At 64.0% G+C, this 18,021-nt stretch carries 18 protein-coding genes; 9 read left to right on the plus strand and 9 right to left on the minus strand.

Annotated elements, in window-relative coordinates; genetic code table 11:
* Window positions 1-56: 56 nt before the first annotated feature.
* The 7 genes from amaB to B9A19_RS01860 form a co-directional block, all read right to left on the minus strand.
* Window positions 57-1,604, minus strand: coding sequence for an L-piperidine-6-carboxylate dehydrogenase (gene amaB, locus B9A19_RS01830; protein ID WP_084088845.1), 1,548 nt, complete (start codon window positions 1,602-1,604; stop codon window positions 57-59).
* Window positions 1,605-1,634: 30 nt separating this feature from the next.
* On the minus strand, window positions 1,635-2,753 hold the full coding sequence (locus B9A19_RS01835; protein ID WP_084088846.1) for a saccharopine dehydrogenase family protein: 1,119 nt from the start codon (window positions 2,751-2,753) through the stop codon (window positions 1,635-1,637).
* A 111-nt stretch (window positions 2,754-2,864) separates the two neighbouring features.
* Window positions 2,865-3,749 carry a TIGR02285 family protein gene (locus B9A19_RS01840; RefSeq protein ID WP_176216734.1) on the minus strand — a complete coding sequence of 295 codons (885 nt, stop codon included), beginning with the start codon at window positions 3,747-3,749 and terminating at the stop codon, window positions 2,865-2,867.
* A gap of 39 nt (window positions 3,750-3,788) precedes the next feature.
* Window positions 3,789-4,682: a TIGR02285 family protein gene (locus tag B9A19_RS01845; protein ID WP_084088848.1), complete on the minus strand. Its 894-nt coding sequence runs from the start codon at window positions 4,680-4,682 to the stop codon at window positions 3,789-3,791.
* Window positions 4,679-5,482 carry a DUF1338 domain-containing protein gene (locus tag B9A19_RS01850; RefSeq protein ID WP_084088849.1) on the minus strand — a complete coding sequence of 268 codons (804 nt, stop codon included), beginning with the start codon at window positions 5,480-5,482 and terminating at the stop codon, window positions 4,679-4,681. The genes B9A19_RS01845 and B9A19_RS01850 overlap by 4 nt, the downstream gene beginning before the upstream one ends.
* Window positions 5,483-5,659: 177 nt before the next feature.
* Window positions 5,660-7,120 (minus strand): apolipoprotein N-acyltransferase, encoded by a 1,461-nt coding sequence (gene lnt / locus B9A19_RS01855; RefSeq protein ID WP_084088850.1) that lies wholly within the window; start codon window positions 7,118-7,120, stop codon window positions 5,660-5,662.
* Window positions 7,117-7,971: a CorC family transporter gene (locus B9A19_RS01860; protein WP_084088851.1), complete on the minus strand. Its 855-nt coding sequence runs from the start codon at window positions 7,969-7,971 to the stop codon at window positions 7,117-7,119. The genes lnt and B9A19_RS01860 overlap by 4 nt, the downstream gene beginning before the upstream one ends.
* A gap of 149 nt (window positions 7,972-8,120) precedes the next feature.
* On the opposite strand from B9A19_RS01860, the gene B9A19_RS01865 reads away from it, so the two are divergent.
* On the plus strand, window positions 8,121-8,987 hold the full coding sequence (locus B9A19_RS01865; protein ID WP_084088852.1) for an EamA family transporter: 867 nt from the start codon (window positions 8,121-8,123) through the stop codon (window positions 8,985-8,987).
* A 14-nt stretch (window positions 8,988-9,001) separates the two neighbouring features.
* Window positions 9,002-9,892 carry a LysR family transcriptional regulator gene (locus B9A19_RS01870; protein ID WP_084088853.1) on the plus strand — a complete coding sequence of 297 codons (891 nt, stop codon included), beginning with the start codon at window positions 9,002-9,004 and terminating at the stop codon, window positions 9,890-9,892.
* Window positions 9,893-9,899: 7 nt separating this feature from the next.
* Here B9A19_RS01870 and B9A19_RS01875 read toward each other — a convergent pair whose 3' ends face one another.
* Both B9A19_RS01875 and B9A19_RS01880 read right to left on the minus strand, forming a co-directional pair.
* A complete protein-coding gene (locus tag B9A19_RS01875) occupies window positions 9,900-11,447 on the minus strand; it encodes a DHA2 family efflux MFS transporter permease subunit (RefSeq protein ID WP_084088854.1) in 1,548 nt (515 codons plus the stop codon).
* 6 nt (window positions 11,448-11,453) lie between these two features.
* Window positions 11,454-11,924, minus strand: coding sequence for a MarR family winged helix-turn-helix transcriptional regulator (locus tag B9A19_RS01880; RefSeq protein ID WP_217806954.1), 471 nt, complete (start codon window positions 11,922-11,924; stop codon window positions 11,454-11,456).
* 182 nt (window positions 11,925-12,106) lie between these two features.
* Between B9A19_RS01880 and ssuE the strand changes: the two genes are divergently transcribed.
* From ssuE to B9A19_RS01915, 7 genes are all read left to right on the plus strand, one after another.
* Entirely contained in the window at window positions 12,107-12,703 is a 597-nt protein-coding gene (ssuE, locus tag B9A19_RS01885; protein ID WP_084088855.1) for an NADPH-dependent FMN reductase, read from the plus strand.
* Window positions 12,704-12,798: 95 nt separating this feature from the next.
* Complete coding sequence (locus B9A19_RS01890) at window positions 12,799-13,728, plus strand: sulfonate ABC transporter substrate-binding protein (protein ID WP_084088856.1); 930 nt, start codon at window positions 12,799-12,801, stop codon at window positions 13,726-13,728.
* 24 nt (window positions 13,729-13,752) lie between these two features.
* On the plus strand, window positions 13,753-14,685 hold the full coding sequence (locus tag B9A19_RS01895) for a sulfonate ABC transporter substrate-binding protein (RefSeq protein WP_084088857.1): 933 nt from the start codon (window positions 13,753-13,755) through the stop codon (window positions 14,683-14,685).
* Window positions 14,686-14,713: 28 nt separating this feature from the next.
* A complete protein-coding gene (gene ssuD / locus B9A19_RS01900) occupies window positions 14,714-15,904 on the plus strand; it encodes an FMNH2-dependent alkanesulfonate monooxygenase (protein WP_084088858.1) in 1,191 nt (396 codons plus the stop codon).
* A gap of 2 nt (window positions 15,905-15,906) precedes the next feature.
* A complete protein-coding gene (ssuC, locus tag B9A19_RS01905; protein ID WP_084088859.1) occupies window positions 15,907-16,692 on the plus strand; it encodes an aliphatic sulfonate ABC transporter permease SsuC in 786 nt (261 codons plus the stop codon).
* Between the two features lie 10 nt (window positions 16,693-16,702).
* A complete protein-coding gene (gene ssuB, locus B9A19_RS01910; protein ID WP_084089068.1) occupies window positions 16,703-17,506 on the plus strand; it encodes an aliphatic sulfonates ABC transporter ATP-binding protein in 804 nt (267 codons plus the stop codon).
* Between the two features lie 201 nt (window positions 17,507-17,707).
* The gene (locus tag B9A19_RS01915) at window positions 17,708-17,923 is read left to right on the plus strand and encodes a TOBE domain-containing protein (RefSeq protein WP_035060534.1); all 216 of its coding nucleotides are present in this window, start codon (window positions 17,708-17,710) and stop codon (window positions 17,921-17,923) included.
* The last annotated feature ends 98 nt before the right edge of the window (window positions 17,924-18,021 follow it).

The following is an 18,021-nucleotide window of genomic DNA, read 5'->3' on the forward strand; positions in this document are numbered from 1 at the left end:
CTTGTATCTGACCTTTTTGCAGCCCAGCGCAAGCGCGAAATAAGTGTTAACAGGCCCTAGAACTTCACGCCCTGTGCCAGCGGCAGCGTGCTGCCGTAGTTGATGGTGTTGGTGGCGCGCCGCATATAGGCGCGCCACGCATCCGATCCCGATTCCCGCCCGCCGCCGGTGTCCTTCTCGCCGCCGAACGCGCCGCCGATCTCGGCCCCCGACGTCCCCGCATTCACATTGGCCAACCCGCAGTCCGAACCGGCCGGACCGATGAATTGCTCCACCTCGCGCACGTCGTTGCTGAAGATGGCGCTCGACAGTCCTTGTGATACCGCGTTCTGCATGGCAATCGCTTCATCAAGATCACGGTAGCGCAGGATGTAGAGGATGGGGGCAAAGGTTTCCTCGTGCACGATGGCCGTCTGTGCCGGCATGCTGACCAGGGCGGGCGCCACATAAGCGCCTGTATTCGGCACGCCTTGCGTGATGCCGCCGCCGCCTTGCCGCACCGTGCCGCCCTGTGCCTCTGCGGCTGTCAGTGCCAGCTGCATCTGCTGCAGGGCAGCGTGGTCGATCAGCGGGCCGATCAGTGTATCGGGCAGGCGCGGATCGCCGATGCGCAGGCTGGCGTAGGCGGCCTGCAGTCTGGCCAGTAGTGCATCAGCCACCGATTCATGCACGATCAGCCGGCGCAAGGTGGTGCAGCGTTGCCCGCAAGTGCCGGCTGCCCCAAATACGATGCCGCGCAAGGCCAGATCAAGATCGGCACTGGGCGTGACGATGGCGGCGTTGTTGCCGCCCAGCTCCAGCAATGATCGCCCCAGCCGCGCAGCCACCGTTTGTGCTACTGCCCGCCCCATGCGTACCGAGCCGGTGGCCGACAGCAAGGCCACGCGGCGGTCTGCCGCCAGTTGCCGGCCGGCCTCGGTGCCGCCTTGCAGCAGGCCGAGCAGGCCCGCCGGCGCGGCATCGAAGCCTGCCACCACGTCTTGCACCAGCCGTGTTGCTGCCAGCGCGCACAGCGGCGTTTTCTCCGATGGTTTCCACACCACGCTGTTGCCGCACACCAGCGCCAGCATGGCATTCCACGCCCAGACCGCGACGGGAAAGTTGAACGCGCTGATCACCCCGACCACGCCGAGCGGATGCCATTGCTCCTGCAGCCGGTGTTGCGCGCGTTCGCTGGCCATGGTCAGTCCGCACAGCTGGCGCGACAGGCCAACGGCGAAGTCGCAGATGTCTATCCACTCCTGCACCTCGCCCTCGGCCTCGCTGATGATCTTGCCGGCTTCCAGCGTGATCAGTGCGGCGAGTTCATGCTTGTGGGTGCGCACCCGGTCACCGATGCGGCGTACCAGCTCACCGCGCTGCGGTGCCGGCACCAGCCGCCATTGCGTGAATGCCTGCTGCGCCGTGGCGAGTGCCAGTTCGGTTTCCGCAGGGCCGGCAGGCAGCAGCTCGCCGTGGCCGGCGCAATCGATGGGGCTGACCAGGGGGAGCGGGATATGCGCCGGGTAGTGCGCCTGCCCCGCAATGCTGGCAGCGGGCCACTGCTCGCCGCGTTGCAGTGCGGTCAGGCCCAGCGCCGGGGCCAGTGTTGCCAGGGTGTGCATGGTGAACTCCTTGCCTGGTATCACCCGGGCTCAGACCGGTATTTCCTCGGCGTAACGATCGGTGGCGTAATAACGGCCAAAGCGGTTGTCCAGAAAATCGTGCAGCTGCACGTCTTCCTGCCGCACAAAGCCGCATTCGGGCAGCCGGCCGGCAAAGTGCAGGTCGAGCACGGCCGCCGCGCTGGCTGCGGTGGTGAGCTGGATGGCGCTCCAGTTCTCGCCGAACAGCTCGCGGTGATACAGCTTGCGTGCATCGGTGATCTGGCGGAATTGCCCGTGCAGCTGCCCGGATACCGAGACGAAGATCAGCACCACATCCTGCAAGGTGATGGGTATCGCGGCTTCCAGCATCTGCTTGAGCTGGCGGCGCCCGCTGCGGCTGGCGCCCAGGCGCAGGCCGTTGACCAGAAAATCCATCAGGTACTGGTGGCCGGCGTAGCGGACCGTCTTGTAGTTGAGCGTATGCACGCGGCCGGCCAGTGTTTCGCACAAGGTGCCCAGCCCGCCCGAGGTGTTGAAGGCTTCGTATTCCAGTCCGTCCAGCGCGAAATGCTCCAGCCCTTCGAGCGCCAGTACGTCGATGCGGTGGCCTTCGTGGATGGCCTCGCACGGGTTGCAGTATTCGTTGATCAGCCCGTCGGTCGACCAGGTCAGGTTGTATTTGACGGTATTGCTCGGGTACTGCGGCAGCGCGCCGACGCGCATCTTGACGGTATCGAGCACATCGAAACGCTGGCTCAGCGCGGCAGCCAGAATGCCGATGAAGCCGGGGGCCAGCCCGCATTGCGGCATGAAAATCTGCCCCGGCAGCGCTGCGCCGGCCACGCGCCGCACCGCGCGCGTGGTGGCCACGTCCTCGGTCAGGTCGAAGTAGCTGCAGCCGGCCGCGAGCGCAGCGCGGGCAATCTGCGGGTTGACGTCGAAGCTGGTGGCCGACACCACGGCATCCTGCCCGGCCAGCAGTTGCGCCAGTGCGCCGGCCTGTTTGCTGTCGAGCCGGCTGGCGCGCACCGGCGCGCGCTCGGTCAGCCTGCCCAGCGCAGCCTCGTCGCGGTCGGCCACGGTCACGTCATAGTCGCCACTGTGTACCAGCAGCTTGGCAATGCTGGCGCCGATCTTGCCGGCGCCGATGACCACGATCTTGCGCATGCGGCCTCCGGGTGCTTGGAGCCGCCAGCAAACCCCTGCTGGCAGCGGATGCTCACTCGTCGTACGGCTTGTCCTGCCTGTGTTTCGCGTGCCTTGTCGGCATCGCTGTCGCTATGGTGGTGAAATGTCGGGTGCGCGCACCCGCGCGTCGTAAAAAGCATCAAAGCGGGTCTGGTAGCGTTGCTGGATTTCCGGCGCCAGCCAGCCCGACGTGGCTTGCCGCAACAGCGGTTTGAGCGCGCCGCGGCGGATGGCACCGTCGATATCCGCGATCACCTTGCGCCCCCACGGGCTGCGCGTGCACGCCACATTGCTCATCAGCAGCGCCTGGTTGTTATCGTTGATGGCCAGCATCGATACACCGCTACGGAATGCCGACTGGCGGCGCAGGTACTCCACCACGAAGGGGTACTCAAACGCATAGTCGCTCTGGCCAGACTCGACCATCAGCAACAGCTGCCGCACGCCCTCGGATTGTTGCGCTTGTATCTTGCCTTGCTGCTGCTGGATGAAGCCATCCAGCACCTTGCCATAGCTGCGTTTGAGTTCGTACAGGCCGCGCAGCCCGGCGCTTTGCAATTGCGCCAGCGCAATGCTGCCCCCCGTACCTGCAAGCTTGCGCGCGGTGTCCTCACGCAGCACCACATGGATCGGCGGCATCGCTTGCACTGGCGAGAAATAGGCAAAGCGCTCGCGCTCCGGCGTGCGCAGTGCCGTGGCATAGCACACCGGGTTGCCCTGCTGCATTTCGCTGAAGATGCGGGTGAGGTTGGCGCGCTGGAAGCGGTGCTCGTACTGCGGCAGTTCCTGGATCAAGGCCGTCAGCACATGATCGCCGATGCCGTTACCCAGCTCGTTGACCGTGCGGGGCGGCGCCCAGGTGGGGATGATGTAGATCGGCGGCCAGTCGTACAGCATCCAGGTAATCACCTGCGCCGGAGCTGCCGCATGGCAGGCCGTGCTCAAGCAGATGAGTACCGCCACAAGCCATTTCATTGCCATCCTCCCGCCGGGCGCAGGTTTTGGCCGCCGTGTTTACGGCGGCGTATTGCCGTTGAGTTTGAGTGCATCGTAGAAAGCCTTGAAGCGGGCGTGATAGCGCTGAGTCGTAGCCGCTGACAAGCCCTGCTCGGAAATCTGCCGCCAGTCGGCCTCCCCGGCCAGATCGCGCAGCGCCTGTGCCAGATCACGGCTGACCACCTTGCCCCATTCATTGCGCGTGCACGAGATGTGCCACACCAGCGGTGTGGTCAGCTCGTTGATCGGCAGTGTGACCAGCGTGTGGTTGAACACCCCGTTTTGTGTCTGGAACGACACCACGTAGGGGTATTCAATCGTGTAATCGATCTGCCCGCTGTCCAGCAGGCGCAGCAGATGGCTTTTTTCCGGTTGGGCAATGCGCCGTATCGCGCTGCCGGGGGCGTCAATCAGCACATCAAGTGCCGAGGTATAAGAGCGTCCTTTTTCCACATAGCCGCGCAGTACCGCTTGCTTGCGCAGGCCGGCCAGCGATACGCCGTCGGCATCGGTGCGAAAGCGCGCCTGCTGTGCCTGATCGATGACCAGCTGATGCGGCACCGTCATCATCGCCGGTAGCTGGTAGGCAAACTTGCGTCGTTCCTCGGTCTGGAACGAGGGGAAGAAACAGACCGGCTGGCCGCGCGCCATTTCGCCGAAGGCGCGTTGCGAGTCGCCCCGACGGTACTGGTGCCGGTATTGCGGCAGGCGCGCGGCGAGCAGTTTCAGCGCCTTGTCGGCCATGCCGCTGCCCAGCTCCTGCGGGCTGCCGGGCGTTTGTCCCTCGTGCAGCAGGAAGACCGGCTGCCAGTCGAGCAGCACCCAGTTGATTTGCGGCAGCTCTTGCGCGTGCGTGACGCTGGCACAGCCCTGGCTGACAGTCAGCATCATGCCCAGCAGCAGCGGCTTCATGACAGCAGCCCTGGCCGGTCGGTCGATTCGAAAATGCGGCTGGCGCTGGCCGCCACAAAGCCCTGGTACAGCTGACCATTGGCATCCTGGTGGCGCAGCGCGAACTCGTAATAGCACGATGGCACCACCAGCGTGCCGTCGGCAAATGCAACCGGGATACGGTCGGCCAGCGTGCTGGCTTGCTCCAGCAGCTCGGCCGGCGTGCCCTTGATGCGCCCGCCGGCGGTATTGATGGCATGGCCTGCGGCCTCGACCTGCGCGACCACGTCCACCAGCGACTGCGGCGGCTGCAGCCTGTGTACGGCAATGGTGAAGTGATTGGCATGCAGCCCGTGTGCCAGCAGCCAGCCGGCGTATTCGCTGTCATCGGCCACCTGCTGGTATTCGGCCGCGCTGACCGCCGGCCAGAGCCGGCCGGCGCAGAACAGCCGGGGCGTTGCCTCGATATCGGCCGGAATGGCGGCAATCGCGCGCTGCACGATGCTGCGGCTGATCATGGGCAGCAGCTGCACCTGCAATTCGGACAGGAAAACCAGCGGCAGGTCGGCATCGTCATGTACATAGCCCCAGGCATGCAGATGCTTGTCCGGAAAATCATAAGGGGCGTGGCGACGGTAGCCGAGCGCAAACAGCACGGGTTCGAGTTGCGCGATCCCGATCGGGCTGTCGGCAAAGGTGCGGAAGGCCACATGATCGTTGATGACGGCGGCGCCGCCAAAGCGCGCGCGTATCGATTCGGCCTGCGGTGCAAGGCGGGTGTAGTCCTGCCAGAGCATGTCGAAAAAGCGGCGGGCGTCCATGCTGTCTCCCGCTGCCGGCTGGTGCTGCCGGCAGCATCCGGCGTGTCTGGAGCGGCTATCCTGCTGGCTGTACGCGCTTGCCAGCATCGTTGCACCGGGTGTCCGCTCTCATTGCTGCACGAGGGCCGGCTTGGCCCTCGTTTCAGCTTACAACGTCCACGGCAAATGCAAAGCCGTTCAGGATCGGCGGCGGGATCGCCAGGCGCAGCCCAGCACGGTGGCCAGCATCGCCAGTAGCACCGGCCAGTTGCCCCAGCGCATGTAAGGCGTGTAGCCGCGCCGCCCTTGCACGGTGGTTTCCAGCACCGCGCGGGTGCGCGGTGCCAGTTCGGCCACGCGCCGGCCGCGCTGGTCGATCACGGCGGTGACGCCGGTATTGGTGGCGCGCAGCATCCAGCGGCCGTTTTCCAGTGCGCGTGCCGCGCTCATCTGCGCCTGCTGCTCGGCCGCCCACGAGCCATCGAACCACGCCATATTGGAGAAATTGGCCATCACGTCAGCATCGCCGCTGTTGCGGCGCAGCTCGTCGCCAAACGCATCTTCATAGCAGATGTTGGCTGCCACCCTGAGTGGCCCGGCCTGCAGCGGCACCTGTTGTTCCTTGCCGGGGGTGAAGCCCGACAGCGGCATGTTCAGATAGCGGTACATCCAGCCGAACAGCCACGGCACCGGCACGTATTCACCAAACGGCACCAGATGCGCCTTGGCATAAAACTGCGTGGGCGTGTCCAGGTTCATTGCGCCGTTGTAATACACATCGGGGCTGTTGCCATACAGTGCAAAGCCCATCAGCAGCGCTGCTTTCTTGCCATGCACGCTGTCCTGCAGGCGCGTGACATATTCGGTCGGCGTGTCCTGATACAGCGAGGGGATGGCCGTTTCCGGCAGCACGATCACCTCGCCGCGTGCCTGTGCCACCTGGCCCAGATTGATGCGCAGCGCGTTGATGTAAAGCGCGCTGTCCCATTTCTCGTCCTGGCGGATATTGCCCTGCGGAATGCTCACCGTGACCGGCCGGCCCGCCGGCGTGGTCCAGGCAATCTGCTGCAGGCCAAATCCGATTACGCCCAGCGCTGCGGTGAAGATCAGCCCGCGTTTCCAGTGCACCAGCCATTGCGCCGTTGCCAGCGCGGCCAGCCAGCCGGCGCCATACACGCCCAGCAGCGGAAAGAAACCGGCCAGCGCCACGGTCTGGCTATTGCCAATTACCGCCCACGGGAAGCCGGTGAACAGCCAGCCGCGCAGCCATTCAGTGGCGATATAGACAGTGGGCAGTAGCAGGCCCAGCCGCCAGCGCGGCGGACAGGGCAGGCGGCGCGCCAGCCAGGCAGCCAGCGCAGGAAAGAGGGCCAGATAGGCCGAGAACAACAGCACGCAGCCCGCCGCCATCCATACCGGCATGCCACCGAAGTTGTGCAGGCTGATGAAAATCCAGTGCACATTGCCGGTGAAATAGCCCAGCCCCCAGGCAAAGGCGGCCAGCGCTGCGCGGCGCTTGGTGGGTGCGGTTTCGACGGCAAAAAACAGTGCTGCCAGCGACAGCGGCAGCAGCGGCATCCAGTCCACGGGCGCATATGCAAAAACACTGGCCGCCCCGCAGGCGGCCAGCAGCAGATGCAGCGCAATGGCGCGGATCAAGCCGCGTCCTCGTCGTCCGGCAGCTTTTCTATCAGCACCGAATGCACGCGGCGGCTGTCGGCACGCACGATCTGGAACTGGAAGCCGTCAAAGGCGATTTTTTCACCGCGCTTGGGCACATGGCCGAACTGGCGGGTGATCAGGCCGGCGACGGTATCGAATTCGTCATCGGAGAATGCGGACTTCAGCGCTTCGTTCAGGTCGGCAATCTCGGTCAGGCCCTTGACGCGCCAGTGGCCGCGCCGGTCGATGACGATGTTGTCTTCGGTTTCGTCGTAGTCGTATTCGTCTTCGATATCGCCGACGATCTGTTCCATCACGTCCTCGATGGTGATCAGGCCGGCCACGCCACCGTATTCATCCACCACGATGGCCATGTGGTTGCGGTTGTTGCGGAAGTCCTTGAGCAGCACGTTCAGCCGCTTGGATTCGGGGATGTATACCGCCGGGCGCAGCATGTCGCGCACGCTGAAGTTGTCTGCACCCTCGGCGTAGTAGCGCAGCAGGTCTTTGGCCAGCAGCACGCCCAGCACATCGTCCTTGTTGCCATCGATGACCGGAAAGCGCGAGTGCGCAGTCTGCATCACGAAGGGAATGAACTGCTCGGGCGACTGGCTGATGTCGATCACGTCCATCTGGCTGCGCGGCACCATCACATCGCGCACCTGCATGTCGCCGACATTGAGCACGCCCTCGATCATGCCGAGCGCGTCGGCATCGAGCAGATGACGCTCGAAGGCGGAGTGGAGAATTTCTACGAGTTCGCCGCGGTCTTCGGGTTCGCGCAGCAGGAAGTGGGTCAGGCGCTCCAGCCAGCTGGGTTTGCTGGTCGCCTGCGCAGGGTCGTCCATTGGGGGATGTACATCCGGTTACCAAGATGGGTCGATGATACCAAAAGTTCACTGAAATCAGTGTGACAGCGCCGCAAAACGCGCTCAGGCGACGGGCGGCAGGGCCGGGCAATATGCTAGGGTTGCCCCTTTGCAATCTCGCTCAACCCATGTCGCTGACCGATCTTCTGCTGGTGATTGCCGCTGCCGTCATCCACGCCTGCTGGAATCTGCTGGCCAAGCGTGCGCAGGGCGGCGGTCGATTGATCTGGGGCTATAGCCTGTTCTCCACCATCGTGTATCTGCCCATGGCGGCCTGGCTGATACAGCGTGACGGACTGCACTGGTCTGCCCTGCAATGGGCACTGGTGCTGGCCAGCACCTTCTTCAATATCGGCTATGCCATCTGCCTGCAGCGAGGTTACCGGCTGGCCGACATGTCGGTGGTTTATCCGCTGGCGCGCGGCAGCGGCCCGCTGCTGTCGGTTTCCGGCGCGATCCTGCTGCTGGGCGAGCGGCCAAGCTGGCTGGCCGCCGTCGGCGCGCTGCTGGTGGTGGGGGGCGTGTTCATGCTGGCCGGCGGGCCGGCCATGTTCAGATGGCCGGACGCACGCTTGCGTGCAGGGCTGGGCTACGGCCTTGCCACTGGCGCCTTCATTGCCTGTTATACGCTGAGCGATGGCTATGCCGTGCAGCACCTGCAGATAGCGCCCTTGCTGCTGTGTTACTTCGGCAGCGCGCTGCGTCTGCTCATCATGGCGCCTCATGCGCTGGGTGACAGGGAGGATCTGCTGGCCACCTTCCGCAGCAAATGGCCCCACATGCTGGGTATCGGTGCGCTGGCGCCGCTATCCTACATCCTGGTGCTGACGGCGATGCAGACCGCGCCGATCAGCTATGTGGCGCCCGCGCGCGAGATGTCGATGCTGCTGGGGGCGTTCTTTGGCGCACGGCTGCTGGGCGAGGGGGATGTGGCGCGGCGGCTGGCGGGCGCCGCGCTCATTGCCGCTGGCGTGGCCGGGCTGGCCTTGGGCTGAGAGCACGAGAAATCATGGCGCTACCCGATCTCAATCGACTCGAACTCTTCATTGCCGTGTACGAGGCCGGTGGCTTCAGTGCGGCGGCCGACCGGCTGGGCGTGGCCAAGTCATTGGTCAGCCAGCAGGTAGCCCGGCTGGAGGCCGAGCTGGGCGTGGCGCTGTTCACGCGCAGCACGCGCCGTGTGGCGCCGACCGAGGCCGGTGAGGCACTTTACCGCGATTGCACGCCGCTGCTGGCCGCGCTGGGCCAGGTGGTGGCACGTGCCGGCGAAACGCGCGCCGCGCTGGAGGGCCGCTTGCGGCTGACTGCGCCGGTGGACTATGCCTGCGGCGCACTCGGGCCGTGGCTGGCCGAGTTTGCCTTGCTGCACCCGGCGCTGGAGGTCGAGGTCATCGTCAGCGATCACGTGCTCGACATGGTGGGCGAGGGGCTGGACCTGGCGATCCGCATGGGGGCATTGCACGATTCCAGCCTGCATGCACTCAAGCTGGGTGATTTTGCCCAGCTGCCGATCGCAGCGCCGGCCTTGCTCGACCGGCATGCGCCATTGCAACAGCCATCTGATCTGGCCACGCTGCCATGGGTGGTGCTGTCGCAACTCAAGTCACCGCTGAACTGGTCATTTACCGCGGGTAGCGAACAGGCGCATGTCCGCATGCGGCCGGTCATGCGTGCCAACAGCGCCAGCCTGGTGCTGCACATGGTACGTGCCGGCGTGGGGGCGTCGGTGCTGCCCGATTTCATGGTGGCCGATGCGCTGGCTGCCGGGCAGCTCATCCAGTTGCTGCCGGCATGGTCGCTGCCCAAGGGGGGCATCTATGCAGTTTACCCGGCTGCGCAATATCTGCCCGCCAAGGTGCGGGCGCTGATTGATTTCCTGCGGCCCAAGGTGGCCGGGTAGGGGCTGGCTACTCCAGCACCGCGTGCGCCAGTTCGGCCTCGTCATCCTGTTTGGCCGGTTGCTTGCCCGGCATGCGTATCAGCAGCAGCAGCGGCATGGCCAGCAAGGTGACCCACATCATCACGTGGAAGTCGTCGAGATAGCCGATCATCGCCGCCTGCCGGGTCACTTCGTTGTTGAGCATGGCCAGCCCGGCGGCGCTGTGCGAGTCCAGCATGGCCGGCAGGCCGGCCAGATTGGGGTTGGACAGGTTGACCGCCTCGGCCAGATTGGCGTGCGCGCGGTTGCTGCCCTGGGTGAGCATGGTCTGCACGATGGAGATGCCCACGCTGCTGCCCAGATTGCGCAGCAGGCTGTAGATGGGGGTGCCCTCGTTGCGCAGTTGCGGTGCCAGGGTGGCAAAGGTGGCGGTCGAGAGTGGCACGAACACGAAGCCGATGCCCAGCCCGCGGATGAAGCCCGACCACACCACCAGGCTCACGCCCATGTCCAGCGTCATCTGCGCCATCTGCCACAGCGAGAACGCGGTGAGCGCAAAGCCGAAGGCCATGATGGCGCGGATGTCGAAACGGTGGATCAACCGCCCCACGATCATCATCGCCAGCATGGTGCCCACACCGGACGGCGCGGTGATGATGCCGGTTTCCACCACAGGATAGCCCAGCAAGCCCTGCAGCAACGAGGGCAGCAGCGCCATGGTGGCATACAGGATCACGCCGACGATGAAGGCAAAAACCAGCCCGGTGACGAAGTTGCGGTCCAGCAGCAGCGCGCGGTTGAAGAAGGATTGCGCACCGGCCGTCCACGTATGCAGCACGAAATAGGTAAAACAGACCACGGCGCCGACGGCCTCGATGCAGATTTCCGCCGAGCTGAACCAGTCCAGCTGCTCGCCACGATCCAGAAACATCTGCAGGAAGCCGACCGACAGGCTGAGCATGGCAAAGCCGAACAGGTCGAGCTTGCTGCTGGCTGGCCGGCTGTCGGGCAGATAGCGCCAGATGCCGTAGAAGGCAAACAGGCCCACCGGCAGGTTGATGTAGAACACCCAGCGCCAGTCATACGCATCGGTCAACCAGCCGCCCAGCATGGGCCCCATGATGGGGCCGACCATGATGCCGGCACCCCATAGCGCCATGGCCTGGCCGACTTTCTCGCGCGGATTGATGTCCAGCAAAACGGCCTGCGACAGCGGTACCAGCGCAGCGCCGAATATGCCCTGCAGCAAGCGCGCCAGCACGATCTGCACCAGTGATTCGGCCAGCCCGCACAGCGCGGATGCCACGGTAAAGCCCACTACGGCCATCAAAAAGACCTGCTTGCGGCCGTAGCGCCCGCACAGCCAGCCGGTGAGCGGCGTGGCAATGGCCGCTGCCACGATATACGACGTCAGCACCCAGGTGATCTGATCCTGCGACGCCTGCAACGCACCCTGCATGTGCGGCAGCGCCACGTTGGCAATGGTGGTGTCCAGCGCCTGCATGATGGTGGCCAGCATGATGGACAGGGTGATCATGCCCTTGTGGGCAACGTTGTAGTGGTGCTGTTCGCTCATTGATGCTCAATCGTCCGGTGGTACGTACTCCGGCCTTTCCAGTTGGGCCAGGTTGGTGCGCGCCTTTTGCAGCAGCGCAAGCAACTGGCTGGTTTCGTCGTCGCTCAGGCCGGCCAGCGCCTCGGCCTGCACGCTGTCACCAATGCGCATGGCCTCGCGCAGTGCCCCCTCGGCGGCGTCGTTCAGAAACAGCAGCTTGATGCGGCGGTCATCCGGGTGCGGTTCGCGCCGCAGCCAGCCGGCGGCTTCCATGCGGTCGGTCATGCGGGCGATCGCCATCGGCGTCTGCTCCAGCAGCTCGGCCAGTGCGGCCTGCGATTGGCCATCACGCATGTACAGCGTGCCCAGCACACGGCACTGCGCGCGGGTCAGGCCGATTTCCCGCACCCGCTGGTCAAAGCGGCGGCCATGCAGCCGCGCCACGTCGTTGACCAGAAAGCCAAAACGCTGGGTGAAGTCCGGCTTTTTCATATCCATGATTATTATAATCCAGTTTATTAATTTCAATAGCGCACGCTGCCGTCGGTCGGCAAGCGCTGTTTAATAATCAACAATGGTTATTTCGAATTAATTTAAAAGTATTTGTGGGAATAAAGGCGTTCCCATAAATTCCTTCCGAGCACATCAAATAACACATTCAGCTCTGAAAGGAATTAGCCATGCCCACGGTCGTCACCATTTCCGGCAGTCCCAGCGTCCGCTCCCGCTCGGATGGCCTGCTGCGCCGCGCTGTCCATCTGCTTGAATCGTTCGGGGTGACCATCAAGGCATTCTCTCTGGCCGATTTCCCCGCCGAATCATTGCTTTACGCGCATTTCGACCACCCTTCCATTGTGCGCCTGCAGCAGGCCGTGGCCGAGGCTGACGGCTTGATCGTGTCCACGCCGGTCTACAAGTCTGCCTACAGCGGTGCGCTCAAGGTGATCCTCGACCTGCTGCCCGAGCGTTCGTTGGCGCAGCACGCAGTACTGCCGCTGGCCACCGGTGGCAGCCCGGCCCACATGCTGGCCGTCGATTATGCCCTGCAGCCGGTGCTGACCGCGCTCAAGGCGCGCCACATCCTGGGCGGTATTTATGCCACCGACAAAGAGCTGGTGTGGGGCGACAACGGCGAGTTGGTCGTTGCCGACGACATTGCCGCACGCCTCAACACGGCTGTTGCCCGCTTCATTGCCCACTTGCCCAACCCCGGCGTGGTGCAGCTGGACCCGCACGCGCTGAATGCACAGATCCGCATCGGCGGCATTTCCGTTTAGCGATTGCCAACCAACCCTGCTGGCTGCGTCGTGCCGGGCCTGCCGGTACAGCCCGGCCACTCAAAACAACATTAATTGCAAAAGCGAGAACCACCATGAAGAAAACGATTGCTTCCCTGCTGCTGATTGCTGCCGGGCTGCTGGCAGCCACTGCGGCACACGCCGAGACCCTGCGCATCGGTTATCAAAAATACGGCACGCTTACCATCCTCAAGGCGCGCGGCACGCTGGAACCGCGCCTGAAGGCACTGGGCTGGGACGTGAAGTGGACCGAGTTCCCGGCTGGCCCGCAGTTGCTGGAAGGGCTGAATGTCGGCGCCATCGATTTCGGCACGACCGGTGAAGCGCCACCTGTGTTTGCCCAGGCTGCCGGTGCCAACCTCGTTTACGTCGGCAACGAGCCGCCCACGCCGACTGCCGAAGCCATCGTTGTGCCCAAGGGCTCGCCCATCAAGAGCGTGGCCGACCTGAAGGGCAAGAAGATCGCGCTGAACAAGGGTTCCAACGTGCACTACCTGCTGGTGAAGGCGCTGGAAAAAGCCGGCGTGGCCTACACCGATATCCAGACGGTTTACCTGGCGCCGGCCGATGCGCGCGCCGCATTCGAGCGTGGCTCGGTCGATGCCTGGGTGATCTGGGATCCGTTCCTGGCTGCCGCCGAAAAACAGCTGGGCGCGCAGATCGTGGTTGATGGCAAGGGTCTGGTGGCCAACACCCAATTCTTCCTCGCTGCCCGCCCGTATGCCGAGAAAAACCCCAAGGTCATCGCCGCGCTGCTGGATGAACTCGACAAGACCGACGATTGGGCGAGCAAGAATCAGGCCGAAGTGGTAAAGGAACTGTCGCCGCTGCTGGGCCTGTCGCCGGATATCGTCGCGCTGGCCGTGTCGCGCTACTCGTACAACGTCGAGCCGATCAACGCCAAAACCGCCGAAGCCCAGCAGAAGATCGCCGATGCCTTCCACAAACTGGGGCTGATCCCCAAACCGGTGCAGATCAAGGATGCACTGGTCGCCGGCAAGTAAGCGCAGCCAGGCGGGGGGAACGTCATGCCATCGATCAAACAACTGGGCGCCGCACTGCTGGCGTTGGCGCTGGCCGGTACTGCTGCTGCGGCCGAAATCCATATCGGCTACCAGAAAAGCTCGCTCAACCTCATCGTGCTCAAAAGCCGTGGCCTGCTGGAAAAGAAGCTGGCGGCGCAGGGCAACACGGTGAAGTGGACCGAGTTCGCTGCCGGGCCGCAACTGCTGGAGGCGCTCAACGTTGGCAGCATCGACTTCGGCATGACGGGCGATACCCCGCCCATCTTTGCGCAGGCCGGTGGCACGCAACTGGTCTACGTTGGCTACGAGCCGCCCAAGCCGCAGGCATCGGCCATCCTGGTGCCGGCCGATTCACCTATCAAGAAACTGGCTGACCTGAAGGGCAAGAAGATCGCGCTGCAGAAGGGATCAAGCGCGCACTGGCTGCTGGTGCGCGCGCTGGACCAGAACGGGCTGAAGTGGGACGACATCCAGCCCGTTTTTCTTGCCCCGGCCGATGCGCGTGCCGCGTACGAGAGCAAGGCGGTCGATGCGTGGGCGATCTGGGACCCGTATTATGCCGCTGCCGAGCGTGCGCTCAAGCCGCGTGTGCTGACCACCGGCGAGGGCCTGAGTGCCAACTACACCTTCTATCTGGCTTCGCGGCAGTTTGCTGCCCAGCAGGGCAAGCAGCTGCAGCAGGTGTTCGATGCGTTGAGCGACAACGACGACTTCCTCGACAAGCAGCCCAGGGAAACCGCGCAAATCCTCAGCAAGGCCATCGGGCTGGATGTCCCTACTTTCGAAACCGTGGTGAGCCGCCGCCCCAGCTTCCGCGTGAGCTGGCTGACGCCGCAAGTGGCCGCCGACCAGCAGCGCATCGCCGACCGCTTTGCCGAGCTCAAGCTCATACCCAAGACCATTACCGTCAAAGACATCGTGCTGCCGCCGCAATGACGCTGCGGCAGCCCAGGAGTAAACAATCATGAAACTGTTCTGGTTCCTGCCCACGCATGGCGACAGTCGCTATCTGGGTACCTCGGTCGGTGCGCGCACCGTCGATCACGCCTACCTCAAGCAGATTGCCCAGGCTGCCGACCAGCTGGGTTTTGAAGGGGTACTGATCCCCACCGGTCGCTCATGCGAGGATTCGTGGGTGGTGGCTTCATCCCTGGCGCCGTTTACCGAGAAACTCAAATTCCTCGTCGCCATCCGCCCCGGCATCATTTCGCCCACCGTCTCGGCGCGCATGGCGGCCACACTGGACCGCATTTCCAATGGCCGCTTGCTGATCAATGTGGTGACCGGCGGTGACCCGGATGAACAGCATGGCGATGGCAGCTTCCTCACCCATGCCGAACGTTACGAAGTCACCGACGAGTTCCTCAAGATCTGGCGTGGTGTCGCAGCCGGAGAGAGCGTCAATTTCGAAGGCAAGCACCTCAAGGTGGAAAACGCCAAGACGCTCTACCCGCCGGTGCAGAAACCCTATCCGCCCTTGTTCTTCGGTGGCTCGTCCGAAGCGGCGGTTGATCTGGCTGCCGAGCAGGTCGATGTCTACCTCACCTGGGGTGAACCCCCGGCGGCAGTGGCCGAGAAGATCAAGGCGGTGAAAGACAAGGCCGATGCCTTGGGTCGCAAAGTACGCTTCGGCATCCGCCTGCACGTGATCGTGCGCGAAACCAGCCAGCAAGCCTGGCAGGCGGCCGACGAACTGATCAGCCACGTCACCGATGAAACCATCGCCAAGGCACAGCAGGCGTTTGCCCGTTTCGACTCGGTGGGCCAGCGCCGCATGGCCGAGCTGCATGGCGGCCGCCGCGACAACCTGGAAATCTCGCCCAATCTGTGGGCCGGGGTCGGCTTGGTGCGCGGTGGCGCAGGTACAGCCCTGGTGGGCAGCCCGCAGGAAGTGGCTGACCGGATCAAGGAATATGCGGCCTTGGGCATCGAGACCTTCATTTTCTCGGGCTACCCGCATCTGGAAGAAGCCTACCGCACCGCCGAGCTGCTGTTCCCGCTGTTGCCGCTGGATCACGTCAAGCCGGCGGGCCAGGTCAACCTGACCGGGCCGTTTGGCGAGATCATTGCCAATGACATCCTGCCCAGTACGTTGCCCAAGCCGGATGCTGCCCTGGAGCCAACACCGGCCCCGGTGCTGGCCGCCGCGAGCTGACCATGGCGAGCGCGATTTCGACTCTGGCCGTGCCGGTCTGGCGACGCAGCGCACCGTGGATCGTGCCAGCGCTGCTGGTGCTGCTGTGGCAATGGGCAGCCACGCACGGCGTGCTGACCAGCCGCATCCTGCCGGCGCCGCTGGCCGTGCTGGAGGCCGGCAGCCGGCTGTGGCAGAGCGGCGAGCTGTGGGCGCACCTGAAGATCAGCTTCTGGCGTGCCGCCATCGGTTTCGGCATCGGCGGCGGCATCGGCCTGCTGCTGGGGCTGATTACCGGCATGTCACGGCGCGGCGAGCTGCTGCTCGATACCACGGTGCAGATGATACGCAACGTGCCGCCGCTGGCGCTGATTCCGCTGGTCATCCTCTGGTTCGGCATCGACGAGGCCGCCAAGCTGTTCCTGGTGGCGTTCGGCACCTTGTTCCCGGTTTACATCAACACTTATCACGGCATTCGCTCGGTCGATAAAGACCTGGTCGAGATGGCGCGCAGCTACGGCCTGCGCGGCTGGCCGCTGTTTCGCGACGTGATCCTGCCGGGGGCGCTGCCCAGCATCCTGGTTGGCGTGCGCTTTGCACTGGGTTTTGCATGGATTCTGCTGATCGTGGCCGAAACCATTTCGGCCAGTTCAGGCATCGGCTACCTGGCGATGAACGCGCGTGAATTCCTGCAGACCGACGTGGTGGTGCTGGCCATCCTGCTGTATGCCTTGCTCGGCAAACTGAGCGACTACGGCGCACGCCAGCTGGAGCGTGTGTGGTTGCGCTGGCACCCGGCCTACCAATAAGGGGATGACCATGACACAAACCACCGTAACCCCCTCGGCCGGCGTGGCGCTCACCCTGCGCAATCTGTCCAAGCGCTTTGGCGATCAGACCGTGCTGCAGGCGCTTGATCTGGATATCCGTGCCGGTGAATTCGTTGCCGTCGTTGGCCGCTCAGGCTGCGGCAAATCCACCTTGCTGCGTTTGATTGCCGGGCTGGAGTCCGCTTCGACGGGCGACGTGCGTGCCGACGGCAGCCCGCTGGACACCGGTCATTTCGATACCCGGTTGATGTTTCAGGATGCGCGGCTGCTGCCGTGGAAAAGCGTACTGCAGAACGTCGGCCTTGGTCTGAGTGGCGCGTGGCAGGACAAGGCGCGTGCGGTGCTGGCCGAGGTCGGCCTGGCCGAGCACGCACACAAATGGCCCAGCCAGCTCTCGGGCGGCCAGCGGCAGCGTGTGGCGCTGGCACGTGCGCTGATCCACGAGCCGCAATTGCTGCTGCTGGACGAGCCGCTGGGCGCACTGGATGCGCTGACGCGCATCGAGATGCAGCAGTTGATCGAACGCCTGTGGCAACAGCACCGCTTTACCGTGCTGCTGGTGACGCATGACGTGGAAGAGGCGGTGGCGCTGGGCGATCGCGTCTTGCTGATCGAGGAGGGGCGGGTGGGGCTTGATTTGCCGGTGCCGCTGCCACGCAGCCGGGTGCGTGGCTCGGCCGGTTTTGCCGCGCTGGAAGAGCGCGTGCTGTCGCGTGTGCTCGCCTTGCCGGATCGTGAGGCCATTCCTGAGCCGGAACCGGTGGCATTGGGGGCGCTGCGCTGGGCGCTCTAGCCGCGTCAATCCTGCTGGCTGCGTTGTGCCGGGTTTTGTGGGGCGCGCACCAGCCTCACAGCAATAATGTTTAATATCAAAAAGAAATAACAAGCAAATATCAAATTACTTTGAGAGATATTTGCTTGTTGTTAATGTTGAAACGTACGCAGCTTGCTGCCCAAGCAGCTTCAACGATCACTTTCATTCAGGAGCATCATCATGGCGATTCAATCGATCAATGTACGCAACCAGTTCCGTGGCACCATCAAGGAAATCATCGAAGGCCCGGTGCTGTCGGAAGTCGATGTCACCACCCCGTCCGGCATCGTGACCTCGGTCATCACCACCCGCTCGGTCAAGGAGCTGGACCTGAAGCCGGGCCGCGAAGTGATCGCCTTCGTGAAATCGACCGAAGTATCGATTGCCACGCTGTAATTCCTGCATGCTTCACGCTGTACCCGGAACCCGGCAATGCCGGGTTCTTGTTTGTCCGGGGGCTGAAACTGCGCTGCTTGCCGTGCCGGTGGCACGGA

The sequence above is a fragment of the Andreprevotia lacus DSM 23236 genome, assembly GCF_900176275.1.
GTDB lineage: Bacteria > Pseudomonadota > Gammaproteobacteria > Burkholderiales > Chitinibacteraceae > Andreprevotia > Andreprevotia lacus.